11 protein-coding genes and 1 pseudogene are annotated in these 10,669 nt (G+C 72.5%); 3 read left to right on the top strand and 9 right to left on the bottom strand.

Annotated elements, in window-relative coordinates; genetic code table 11:
* Positions 1–1,052: pseudogene (locus HW577_RS13355) on the bottom strand (hypothetical protein); the annotation flags it as partial.
* A 26-nt stretch (positions 1,053–1,078) separates the two neighbouring features.
* On the opposite strand from HW577_RS13355, the gene HW577_RS13350 reads away from it, so the two are divergent.
* Positions 1,079–4,069 (top strand): bifunctional [glutamine synthetase] adenylyltransferase/[glutamine synthetase]-adenylyl-L-tyrosine phosphorylase, encoded by a 2,991-nt coding sequence (locus HW577_RS13350; protein ID WP_198376630.1) that lies wholly within the window; start codon positions 1,079–1,081, stop codon positions 4,067–4,069.
* The gene (gene bcp, locus HW577_RS13345) at positions 4,066–4,533 is read left to right on the top strand and encodes a thioredoxin-dependent thiol peroxidase (RefSeq protein WP_198376629.1); all 468 of its coding nucleotides are present in this window, start codon (positions 4,066–4,068) and stop codon (positions 4,531–4,533) included. The genes HW577_RS13350 and bcp overlap by 4 nt, the downstream gene beginning before the upstream one ends.
* A gap of 56 nt (positions 4,534–4,589) precedes the next feature.
* On the opposite strand, the gene HW577_RS13340 is transcribed toward bcp, so the two are convergent.
* The 3 genes from HW577_RS13340 to HW577_RS13330 all read right to left on the bottom strand — a co-directional run bounded on the left by HW577_RS13340 (position 4,590) and on the right by HW577_RS13330 (position 6,141).
* A complete protein-coding gene (locus HW577_RS13340; RefSeq protein ID WP_198376628.1) occupies positions 4,590–4,958 on the bottom strand; it encodes a hypothetical protein in 369 nt (122 codons plus the stop codon).
* Positions 4,959–5,102: 144 nt separating this feature from the next.
* The gene (locus tag HW577_RS13335; protein WP_198376627.1) at positions 5,103–5,570 is read right to left on the bottom strand and encodes a hypothetical protein; all 468 of its coding nucleotides are present in this window, start codon (positions 5,568–5,570) and stop codon (positions 5,103–5,105) included.
* Between the two features lie 103 nt (positions 5,571–5,673).
* On the bottom strand, positions 5,674–6,141 hold the full coding sequence (locus HW577_RS13330; RefSeq protein WP_198376626.1) for a nucleoside deaminase: 468 nt from the start codon (positions 6,139–6,141) through the stop codon (positions 5,674–5,676).
* Between the two features lie 42 nt (positions 6,142–6,183).
* On the opposite strand from HW577_RS13330, the gene HW577_RS13325 reads away from it, so the two are divergent.
* Entirely contained in the window at positions 6,184–7,236 is a 1,053-nt protein-coding gene (locus HW577_RS13325) for an LLM class flavin-dependent oxidoreductase (RefSeq protein ID WP_198376625.1), read from the top strand.
* 88 nt (positions 7,237–7,324) lie between these two features.
* Here the strand turns inward: HW577_RS13325 and HW577_RS13320 are convergent, their stop codons facing one another.
* From HW577_RS13320 to HW577_RS13300, 5 genes are all read right to left on the bottom strand, one after another.
* Complete coding sequence (locus HW577_RS13320) at positions 7,325–8,110, bottom strand: fumarylacetoacetate hydrolase family protein (RefSeq protein ID WP_198376624.1); 786 nt, start codon at positions 8,108–8,110, stop codon at positions 7,325–7,327.
* Between the two features lie 63 nt (positions 8,111–8,173).
* Positions 8,174–8,488 carry a hypothetical protein gene (locus HW577_RS13315; RefSeq protein ID WP_198376623.1) on the bottom strand — a complete coding sequence of 105 codons (315 nt, stop codon included), beginning with the start codon at positions 8,486–8,488 and terminating at the stop codon, positions 8,174–8,176.
* 44 nt (positions 8,489–8,532) lie between these two features.
* Positions 8,533–9,024 (bottom strand): host attachment protein, encoded by a 492-nt coding sequence (locus HW577_RS13310; protein WP_198376622.1) that lies wholly within the window; start codon positions 9,022–9,024, stop codon positions 8,533–8,535.
* 77 nt (positions 9,025–9,101) lie between these two features.
* Positions 9,102–9,527: an NfeD family protein gene (locus HW577_RS13305; protein ID WP_198376621.1), complete on the bottom strand. Its 426-nt coding sequence runs from the start codon at positions 9,525–9,527 to the stop codon at positions 9,102–9,104.
* Positions 9,512–10,513 carry an SPFH domain-containing protein gene (locus HW577_RS13300; protein ID WP_198376620.1) on the bottom strand — a complete coding sequence of 334 codons (1,002 nt, stop codon included), beginning with the start codon at positions 10,511–10,513 and terminating at the stop codon, positions 9,512–9,514. The genes HW577_RS13305 and HW577_RS13300 overlap by 16 nt, the downstream gene beginning before the upstream one ends.
* Between the last annotated feature and the right edge of the window lie 156 nt (positions 10,514–10,669).

Below are 10,669 nucleotides of genomic sequence, written 5' to 3'. Positions count from 1 at the left end.
GCAGGCGGCGCGGGCGGCGCGGGCCGCAGCACGGCGCGCTCCACGCGCAGCGTGTCGTCGGCCAGCGTCAGGTCGGCCTCCAGCGCCGCGATCGGCAGCGCGCCATGATCGCCAAGGTCGATGCGCCCCGGCCCGGCCCGCAGCCTGGCCAGCGCCATGCGCGGCAGGGTGAACCCGTCCAGCCTGACATCGAAGGCGAGCATGACCGGCGCATCGAGTGCCGCGAGCGGTGCGAGCGCCGGCGCCGAGCGGGCCAGCGCCGCCGGCTGCACCGCCGGCACGGCGAGCGTCAGGCTGCCGCGCCGCGTCGTGCCTTCCAGATGCCCCGACAGGCGAAGCGCGACCCTCTCATGCCCCACCCGAACGGCGCCGGTGCCGGCAAGGTCGATCCCCCCGCCCTCGCGCCGCGTCAGGGTCAGCGCGCCGATTTCGGCACTCCAGCCGCCGCCGAGCTGCGCGTCGAGGACATCGAGCCGCGCATCGAGGATGCGGACGCGGCGCAGCGCGGCGAGCGGCGTCGCCTCCGATGGCGGGAGCATCAGTTCGGCCAGCGTCGCGAACAGCGCCGCGGCGTCGCCCGGTGCCGCGTCGGGCACCTCGGCCCCTTCGACGAGGGAACCGAGGTCGAAGCGGAAGCCGCCATCCGCAGCGCGATGCGCATGCAGGCTCAGCCCGCGCAGTTCGAGCGCACGCGGCGCCACCACGCCGCGCAGCAGCCACGACAGGGACAGCGAAACCGCCGCGTCGGGCAGGTCCGCCCGCACGGCCCCATCGGCATCGACGGCGCGGAGACGGCGGAGCGTGAATTCGAGTGGCGAGCGGTGACCCTCCCGCCAGCCGGACCATGCGACCGACGCCTCGCCGATCTGCACCCGCGTCCGGCCGGCGCCGGCGTTGAACGCCTCCTCCGCCTGGCGGGCGAGCCAGGCGATCGGCAGCGGGCCCTGTTCCAGCCGCCAGGCGAGCGCCGCGAGGCCGAGCCCTGCCAGCACCGCGAGCGCCGCCGCGAGGCGGAGGAACCGCCCCAGAATCCGTCCGGCTTGACCCGCCACCCGCCTCACCTGTTCCCTGCCCCCCCATGACGGCCTGCTTCGCGCCCGAGCGACTGCCCCGCCCCTTCGACCCCGCCGCCGTCGCCATCCTGCGCGAGCGCTTCGCCGAGCGCGGCGCAGCCGAGCGCGACTTCGCGACGAGCGAGGCGGGAGGGGCCCTGCTCGCGGCACTCGCCGGGCACAGCCCCTACCTCGCCGACCTTGCCGAACGCGAGTCCGCCGCCCTGCTCGCCCTGGCCGAGCGCGGCCCCGACGCGATGATGGGGCGCGTGCTCGACCCGCTGGCGCGGATCGATCCGGACACGCCGCGCGCCGCCGTCGCGACCACGCTGAGGCAGGCCAAGCGGCAGGGCGCGCTGGTGGCGGCCGTCGCCGACATCGCAGGGCTGTGGCCGCTCGACAAGGTCACGGGCGCGCTGTCGGACCTGGCCGAGGCAGCGATCGACGCGGCCTGCGCGCATCTGCTGCGCGACGCGGCGGCGCGGGGCGAACTCCGCCTGTCCGGCGCCGCGCGCGCCGACCCGCGCATCGTCGGGCGCAATTCGGGCCTCGTCGTCCTCGGCATGGGCAAGCTCGGCGGGCGGGAACTGAACTATTCGTCCGATGTCGACCTCATGGTGCTCTACGATCCGGCGGCGTCAGCCTACCATGCCGACCGCGCGGGCGCCGTCTACGTCCGCATCGCCCGGGACATGGTCCGCCTGCTCGAAGAACGCACGGCGGAGGGATATGTTTTCCGCACCGACCTGCGCCTGCGTCCAGACCCGGCGGCCACGCCGCTCGCCGTCTCGATCCCGGCCGCCATCGTCTACTACGAGAGCATGGGCCAGAACTGGGAACGCGCGGCCATGATCAAGGCGCGGCCCGTGGCCGGCGACCGCGCCGCGGGCGAGGCCTTCCTGCGCGAGATCCGCCCCTTCGTCTGGCGCCGGCATCTCGACTTCGCGGCGGTCGCCGACATTCATTCCATTAAGCGACAGATCCACGCTCACAAGGGTGCGAAGGGTGCGAACGCGACGGTTCAACTCGAGGGCCATGACGTGAAGCTCGGCCGGGGCGGCATCCGGGAAATCGAGTTCACCGCCCAGGTGCTGCAGCTGATCTGGGGCGGGCGCGACCCGGGGCTGCGCGACCCGACCACGCTCGGCGCGCTCTCCTCCCTCGCCGCCGCGGGCAAGATCGAACGGCGGGCCGCGGCCGACCTCGCCGATGCCTATGTGTTCCTGCGCAACCTGGAACATCGCCTGCAGATGGTGGCCGACCGGCAGACGCACAGGATGCCCGAGGATGCGCAAGGCGTCGCGCGCATCGCATCCTTCCTCGGCTTCGCCGACCCGGATTCGTTCCGGGCCGCCTTCACTGCGCATCTCCAGCGCGTCGAGCGCCATTACGGGCGGATGTTCGAGGCCGAGCCGACGCTCGCCTCGGAGGAGACGAAGGGCAGCCTGGTGTTCACCGGCGTGGAGGACGACCCGGCGACGATCGCGACGCTCTCGGCCATGGGCTATGCGGGGCCATCGACCATCGCGGCGATGGTGCGCGGCTGGCACCACGGCCATACGCGCGCGACGCGGAGCGAGCGGGCGCGCGAATTGCTGACCGCGCTGATGCCCTCGCTTCTCGCGGCCTTCGCGAAGCAGCGCGACCCGGACGCGGCGGTCGCACGGCTCGATGGCGTCTTCGCCCGGCTGGCCGCCGGGGTGCAGGTGCTGAGTCTGCTCGCACGCAACCCGCCGCTGCTTGACCGGCTTGCGGGCATCCTGGGAGCGGCGCCGCAACTGGCCGACCATCTGTCGCGCCACACCGCGGCCCTCGAAGGGCTCCTGGTGGGCGCGGGCGGGACGGTCGGCAACGCGGCGGCGACGCTGCCCGCGCTGCTCAAGGACGCCCGGCACCTCGAGGAAGCGCTCGAAGCCGCGCGGCGGCTCGTGCTGGAAGGCAAGTTCGAGATCGACGCGGCCACGCTCGAAGGCACGCTCGACATCGATGCGGCCGGCGAGGCGCGCAGCGACCTGGCGGATGCCGCGATCGTCGGCCTGCTGCCCCACATCGCCGGCGCCTTCGCCGAGCGGCACGGCAAGGTGAAGGGCGGCGCGCTCGCCGTCGTCGCGCTGGGCAAGCTCGGCGGGCGGGAGATGCTGCCCGGCTCCGACCTCGACCTGATCCTGATCTACGACCACGCGGCCGGGGCCGAGGCGAGCGAGGGCAAGGCGCGCCGCGGGCAGCCCGCGCCGCGGCCGCTGCCGGTCAGCACGTATTTCACCCGCCTCGCGCACCAGATGGTCGCCGCCATCACCGCGCCGGGGGCGGAGGGGAAGCTCTATGAGGTGGACATGCGGCTGCGGCCCTCGGGCTCGAAGGGACCGGTCGCCGTCTCGCTCTCCGCCTTCCAGCGCTATCACGCCGAGGAAGCCTGGACCTGGGAACGCATGGCGCTGACGCGCGCGCGCGTCGTCGCCGGCCCGCCGGTGCTCAAGCGCAAGATCGAGGCCGCGATCCGCGCCGCGCTGCTGCGCCCCGACGCGGCGGAGAAGGCGGTGCCGGACGCGTTGGCCATGCGCGGGCGGATGCTGCGCGACCTTCCCCCCGACGGACCCTGGGACGTCAAGCTCGGCCGTGGCGGCCTGGTGGAGGTGGAGTTCGTCGCCCAGGCGCTTCAACTGGTGCACGCGCGCCGCCATCCGGGCGTGCTGGCGACGACGACACGGACGGCGATCGCGAACCTCGCCGCCGCGGGCGCGCTGGAGGCGGAGGAGGCGGCCGCGCTGGTCGGCGCGGAGCGGATGTGGCGGTCCATCAGCGGCCTGTTGCGCCTGACCGTCGGCCGCTGGCGGGACGATGCGCTGCCCGACAGCGTCGCCGCCGCGCTGCTGAACGCGTGCCGGCGCCTGTGCCCGGAGGAGGGGCCGGTTGACCTCCCGGCATTGCAGGCACAGATGGCGCGGCGGGCGAATGAGGTGCGCGCGGTGTTCGAGCGACGCCTCGGCCGCCCCGAGAGCAGCGGGGATCGCGAATGACCGAACTGGCCGAGGGCAAGAAGGCACCTGCCTTCAAGATGAAGGCGAGCGGCGGGCGGGAGGTCTCCTCCGCCGCGCTGAAGGGCAAGCCATATTTGATCTATTTCTACCCCAAGGCGGATACGCCGGGCTGCACCAAGCAGGCCTGCGGCGTGCAGGAGGCGCTGCCGGCGCTGGGGAAGATCGGGATCGAGGTGATCGGCGTCAGCCCCGACCCGATGGCGCCGATCGAGAAGTTCGCGAAGAAGTACGGTCTGGAATTCCCGCTGGCGTCGGACGAGGACCACACGGTCGCCGAGGCCTATGGCGTGTGGGTGCAGAAGTCGATGTACGGGAAGACTTACATGGGCATGGAGCGCACGTCGTTCCTGGTCGGCGCCGACGGCACGATCGTGAAGTTGTGGCGAAAGGTGAAGCCCGAGGCGCATGCGGCCCAGGTGCTGGAGGCTGCCGCGGCGCTGTAGGCGCGGCCGTCACCGGCGCGCGGGGGGACACCGCCCCCCTGCGCGCGGGTCGGACGTCAGCGCGCCCGCAGGCCCTGCGGCGTGGCGATCAGGTCGCTGACCGCGCAGACATTCACCCGGCGCAGTTCCGCCGATGCGCCGTTGTCGAGCACGAAGCGGAAATCATAAGGCACGGCGCGCGACAGGCGCACGGTCGAGAACTGGTTCGGGCGCATGACGTTGGCCCCGAGCCTGTCCGGGCCCCAGTCGCTGGTGCTGGACGGGTTGTAGAACAGCTGCGTCACGATCCGGTTCGTCTGGTTGATGAAGCGGATGTTGGTGTTGCACCCCTGGACGGTGTGCACCTGTGCCTGGGCGACAGGGAGTCCGGCCGCAAGGAAGGTTGCCGCCGCGAGGAGGCCGAGGCGGATGGCACGCATGGACATGTTTGTATCTGTTCCGTTGTCTGTTCTCCTATTTGAGGCGACAGCGCGGTAGCGGCCAAGTCATTTCGACGAACGAGACGTTTTGTTCACGCGAATGTGGCTTCCGGGCACCGACATGTCCGACGCGGAAGACCGCGCCCTGTGTCAGCGGCCGTAGCGGCGTGCCGCGCCCAGCACCAGGCCCGCGACGAGCCCCACCGGCCCGCCGACGACCGCGCCGAGCACGGCGAAGACCGGCGCCATCAGCGTGCAGGATCCCGGCCGGCTGCATTCCGGGTTGGTCGCGTAGAGGCCGAGGCCGACCACCCAGCCCAGCACGAACCCCGCGACCACGCCGCCCACGCCGAGCAGTAGGCCGAACAGCAGGCTTCGGCCGAGGCTGCCGCGGCGGCCACCGGTGGGGCGCGCGGGAAAGCCTGCATTGGCGAGGGCTGCGCTCAGGGCCTTGGCGGGCGCCGTCGATGCGACCGCGACCATGCCCTGCGCCGGGTCGGTCCAGATTCGCGCGGCCGGGTCGAAGCTCCGGAGCGCGGCGGCAATGGCGGCGGCCTCCGCAGGTCCGCGCAGGCCGGAGACGGCGAATAGGCGAGCGTCTGGCGGGGGCGCAGTCACGAGGCGGGGTGGCTCCTCCGGCGGCGGTGCCGGCGGGATCGAGGCTAGAACGTCGTGCGGCCGGCTGGAACCGCTACGCGGCGTCACCCGGCCGGACGCGGCCTCAGTAGCGCACCTTGTCCGCCTTCGCCTCCCACAGCCGGAAGGCCTCGATGGCTTCCGTGCCGAGCAGCCGCCGCAGCGGCAGGCGGCGCTGCGCGATGGGCAGGCAGACCTCCTCGTAGATCGCCGCGTCATCGAAGCCGATCGCGGCCGCGTCCGCGCGGTCGTTGCCGTAGACGATCTCGGTGATCCGCGCCCACCAGACGGCGCCGAGGCACATCGGGCAGGGCTCGCAGCTCGTGTAGATCACGGCACCCGACAGATCATGCGTGCCGAGTGCGGCGCACGCCGCGCGGATCGCCACCACCTCGGCATGCGCGGTCGGGTCGCGGGAGGGCACCACGGCGTTGCGCCCCTCCCCCAGGATCCGCCCGTCCTTGACCACCACGGCGCCGAAGGGCCCGCCCCCTTCCGCCACGCCTTGGCAGGAGAGCGCGATCGCCCGCCGCATGAAGCCCGCCTCGTCCATCCCTCTCCCCCAGCCGCCGGAACGCGCTACCATATGCGGGAAATGAGCGGCTTCACCCTCTCCGTCCTCGATCAATCCTCCGTCGCCGCCGGCCGCACGCCGGGCGAGGCGATCCGCGAGACGCTGGCGCTGGCCCGCCATTGCGACGCGCTGGGCTTCCGACGCTACTGGTGCGCGGAACATCACAACAGCGCCTCCCACGCCGGCACGGCGCCGGAGGTGCTGATGGCCGCCATCGCCGCGACCACCGAGCGCATCCGCGTGGGCAGCGCGGGGGTGATGCTGCCGCATTATTCGAGCCTGAAGGTCGCCGAGCAGTTCCGGGTGCTGGAGGCGATCGCGCCCGGCCGCATCGACCTCGGCGTCGGCCGCGCGCCGGGCTCGGACGGGCGCACCGCATTCGCGCTGAACCCCAACGCCAACGAAGCCGCGGACCGCTTCCCCGCGCAGGTGATGGAAGTGCTCGGCTGGCACGGGGACGGGCTGCCGGAGAACCACCCCTTCCGCAGCATCGTCGCCCAGCCCGCGGTCGAGACGCGGCCGGAGATGTGGATCCTGGGTTCCTCCGACTATGGCGCGCAGGTCGCGGGCTATTTCGGCCTGCCCTACTGCTTCGCGCATTTCTTCTCGGATGGCGGTGGGTCGGAACAGGCAATCGCGGTCTATCGCGAGAGTTTCCAGCCCAAGCCGGACATGCCCGGGCGCCTCGCCGCGCCGAACCCCGCGCTTGGCGTCTATTGCCTGGTGGCGGATACGGAAGCCGAGGCGAAGCGGCTGTTCCGATCCCGCGAGCTGTGGCGGCTCAAGCGCGACCGCGGCCTGTATCTCCCGCTGCCGAGCGTCGAGGAAGCGGAGGCGCATCCCTACAACGACCTCGAGCTCGCGCGGCTGGAACGGATGCGCGCCGCGGCGATGGTCGGCACGCCGGAACAGGTGAAGGCGAAGCTCGAGGCGCTGTCGGCCGAGCATGGCGGCGTGGCGGAATTCGCCGTCATCACCCATTGCCACGATGCCGCGGCGCGACGGCGCTCCTACACACTGCTCGCCGAGGTGTTCGGCCTGCGCGCCGGCGGCGTGCCGATGGCGGCCGAATAGGGCGCCGCCGCACCACGCGACCACGCCGGATCAGCGTGGTCGGATTCCGTTCGCCCGAGCGGCCGTTCCCGGCTGATCGAATACGTCCCTAGGCCGCACCGCCCATCACGTTGCGCAGCTTGCCGATCCCCGCGATCGTCACCTCCACCACCATCCCCGGGCGCATCGGCAGCGCGCCGGCCGACGTCCCGCAGGCGATCAGGTCGCCGGGGTCCAGCGTCATCTCGCGCGACAACAGGGAAACGATCCGCGCCGGCGGCAGGATCATGTCGGACGCCGGGTAGTCCTGCCGCACGCGCCCGTTGAGCGCGACCTGGACGCGCAGCGCCGACCAGTCGAGCCCCGTCGCGATCGCCGGGCCCACCGGCCCGAACCCGTCGCAGGATTTCGCCCGCGCCCATTGCGGGAAGGCCGGATCGGCGTTGAGGATGTCGAGCGCCGTGACGTCGTTCACCGCGGTCAGGCCGAAGATGGCGCCGGCCGCTTCCTCCTCGGACACGTCCTTGCAGCGCCGGCCGATCACCAGGCCGAGTTCGCCCTCATACAGGATCTTGCCCGCATAGCCGGGGGGCGGCGGGATGGTGCCCTCGGGGTCGAGCAGGCTGGTGCCCGCCTTGAGGAACCAGAGCGGCCCTTCGGGAATCGCCGCCCCTGTCTTGGCTGCGAGCTCGCGAAAATTGTTCCACAGGCCGATGAACTTGCCAGGCCGCACCGGGGCGAGCAGGCGAAGCCCGTCGCGCGGGATGCTCTCCCGGGTCGGGTCCGCGCCGGAGAACATGTCGCCGGCATGCACGGCAATGGTGCCACCGGCCTCGTCCAGCGTGCCGAAGCCCTCGCTGCCGTCGCCGCGCGCGAAGCGGACCCAGAGCGCCATGCGCCATACCTCCCGATTCCCCAGGGGCGGGACCCTATCGGCGCGCGGCGATGGTGGCGAGGCTCAGCGGCGGATGACGACGAAGCGCACGCCGGCGGGAGGCGGCGCGCCCATGCGGCGGGCCCGGCGTATCCGCCACCAGAGCGAGCCCGCGCCGACCGCGCCCGCCACCAGCGCGATGGGCAGTAGGATGCCGATGGCCAGGATGGCGAGCCCGGCCAGCACCAGCCCGATCGCGATCGTCGCGACCAGGATGCCGGCCGCGCCGACGCGCGCCAGAATCCGGTCGAGCGTGCCCATGGCGCGCGGCGGGACGGGGTCGCGGAACTCCCCTTCCGGCGTCATGTCGATGATGGGCGGGCGTCGGTTCGGTTCCATGGCTCTTTCGACGTGGCCCGGGCCGCCGCCAGGGTCAAGGCCTGTCACACTCCGTGACGGAGCGCGTCCAGCCGCTCGAACAGCGTGGCCAGCGGCAGGGCGGTCAGGTCGTGGTGCTCCTCCCCCGCCAGCGCCCGGCGATGTTCGTGTGGCAGGTGGTCGATCACGGCATGGGCGACGGGCGCGGGGGCGACGATGGCGAGGCTCTGCGCCGTGCCGGCGCGCAGCGCAGCCGCGATGTCCTCGGCCATGCGCTTCGCCAGGTCGCGCTTGGCATGTTCCTTCGGACTGTCGTCCTTGCCGTCGTACTCCATGGCGCTGCGGGTCGCGGAGCCAGCGGTGGGGAAGGTGCGGCCCGGGCGGTCCTCGCCCTGTTCGGCGTCCTTCCTGCGTGCATCGGGCGCGTCCCAGGCCAGGACGGCGTCGTAGCCGGTCTCGCCGAGGCGCTTCAGATAGGCCTTGCCGTGGCTGCCATTGGCGACAAGGAAAAGCCGGCTGGCGTGCCCACCTTCAATGGTCGTTGCCGATGCGGTCATGGTGTCCCTCCGTTAGGGCTCACCATGCCGTGATGCTACCGCCGCCGCCTTGATGCGGGACAAGCCCGCGCCGCGGGTCAGTCCGGCCGCACCACCAGCGTCGTGCCATCCACGCCTTCCACCCGCACGCGGGTGCCGGCCGGCGTCTCGGACGCATCGCGCGGCAGGCGCGCCGCCCAGTCGGAATCGCCCACGCGCACGCGGGGTCCCGCCGCGCCGGGCTCGGTCAGCACGCCGAAGCGCCCGACCAGGCCCGCATCGGGCGTGTTGACGCGCGGCCGCGGATGCTCGGCGCGCTTGAGCCGTAGCGCCACCGCGATGCCCGCCGCGAGCAGCGCGATGAAGACCGCCACTGCCACCCAGAAGGGCGGTGCGACCGCGAACAGGACCAGCCCCGTGCCGATCGCCGCGAGCCCGATCCAGAGCAGGAAGACCCCCGGGAGCATCACCTCCGCGCCGAGCAGGACGAGCCCGGCGAGGATCCAGATCAGCGGGGCATCCATGGCGACGCCACCTCCGTGCTCGGCGGCGCGGGCGGGCGCGGCGGGCGGGGCGCGCCGCCATCGGGCCCGCGCAGCAATTCCATCGCCTGCGCGATGCCGCCGGCCAGCGCGCTGCTCTCCATCGGCACGATCACCAGCTTCTGCGCGGTGTTGCCGGCCAGCGTCTCGAACGCCTTCACGTACTTGTCCGCGATGAAGTAGCGCAGCGCGTCCCCGCCCGCCCCGGCGGCGACCTCGGCCACCATGCGCGTGGCGTTCGCCTCCGCCTCGGCGGAACGTTCGCGCGCCTCGGCGTCGCGGAAGGCGGCTTCCTTGCGGCCCTCGGCCTGCAGGATCAGCGCCTGCTTCTCGCCCTCGGCGCGCTTGATCTCGGCCTCACGCTCGCCCTCGGCCTTGGCGACGGTCGCGCGGCGCTCGCGCTCGGCCGTCATCTGCAGGTTCATGGCGCGGATCAGGTTCTCGGGCGGCTCGATCTTGCGGATCTCGACGCGCGCGATCTTCACGCCCCAAGGGTCCGTCGCGCCGTCGAGGATGGCAAGAAGGGAGGAGTTGATGCGTTCCCGCCCCGACAGCGTCGCATCCAGCTCCATCTCGCCGATCACCGCGCGGATGTTGGTCATGGTCAGCGCGGTCAGCGCCACGGCCAAGTCCTGCACCGCATAGGCCGCCTTCGCCGGGTCCATGACGCGGTAGTAGACGATGCCGTCCACCGCGACGGTCGCGTTGTCCCGCGTGATGACGGATTGCTCGGGGATGTCGAGCACCTGTTCCTGCACGTTCACCCGCCGGCCGATGCCGTCGATGAAGGGGATGATGAAGTTCAGCCCCGGGGAGAGCATGCGGGTGAAGGCGCCGAAGCGTTCCACCGTCCAGACCTCTCCTTGAGGAACCGTGCGGATGCCGCGCGTGGCGGTCAGCACGGCGACGAACAGCAGGACGACCAGGACGATCGTGGAGCCGGTGACGAAGTCGAGCGGGTTGTTCATGGCCTTGGCACTGTAGGGTCGCGCGGGCCCGGAAGGAACCGCCGCCTCGGCCCGCGCCGACGGGGCGTGTGACACGGGGCACGCCGCCGCGCTCCGGCCAGCGATCCCGCCGGGGGCTGGTCGGACGCGCCCGCCCCGCCCAGACTGCCCGCGCGC

This window comes from Neoroseomonas rubea (assembly GCF_016106015.1).
GTDB lineage: Bacteria > Pseudomonadota > Alphaproteobacteria > Acetobacterales > Acetobacteraceae > Neoroseomonas > Neoroseomonas rubea.
Note: the sequence above shows the minus strand (reverse complement) of the source record. Positions and strands in the feature narration are given on the sequence as shown.

What these genes read in the sequence shown, in the direction of transcription:
- HW577_RS13350 (WP_198376630.1), top strand. Translation starts at nt 1,079, where the DNA reads ATGACGGCCTGCTTCGCGCCCGAGCGACTGCCCCGCCCCTTCGACCCC.
- bcp (WP_198376629.1), top strand. Translation starts at nt 4,066, where the DNA reads ATGACCGAACTGGCCGAGGGCAAGAAGGCACCTGCCTTCAAGATGAAG.
- HW577_RS13340 (WP_198376628.1), bottom strand. Translation starts at nt 4,958, where the DNA reads ATGTCCATGCGTGCCATCCGCCTCGGCCTCCTCGCGGCGGCAACCTTC.
- HW577_RS13330 (WP_198376626.1), bottom strand. Translation starts at nt 6,141, where the DNA reads ATGGACGAGGCGGGCTTCATGCGGCGGGCGATCGCGCTCTCCTGCCAA.
- HW577_RS13325 (WP_198376625.1), top strand. Translation starts at nt 6,184, where the DNA reads ATGAGCGGCTTCACCCTCTCCGTCCTCGATCAATCCTCCGTCGCCGCC.
- HW577_RS13320 (WP_198376624.1), bottom strand. Translation starts at nt 8,110, where the DNA reads ATGGCGCTCTGGGTCCGCTTCGCGCGCGGCGACGGCAGCGAGGGCTTC.
- HW577_RS13315 (WP_198376623.1), bottom strand. Translation starts at nt 8,488, where the DNA reads ATGGAACCGAACCGACGCCCGCCCATCATCGACATGACGCCGGAAGGG.
- HW577_RS13310 (WP_198376622.1), bottom strand. Translation starts at nt 9,024, where the DNA reads ATGACCGCATCGGCAACGACCATTGAAGGTGGGCACGCCAGCCGGCTT.
- HW577_RS13305 (WP_198376621.1), bottom strand. Translation starts at nt 9,527, where the DNA reads ATGGATGCCCCGCTGATCTGGATCCTCGCCGGGCTCGTCCTGCTCGGC.
- HW577_RS13300 (WP_198376620.1), bottom strand. Translation starts at nt 10,513, where the DNA reads ATGAACAACCCGCTCGACTTCGTCACCGGCTCCACGATCGTCCTGGTC.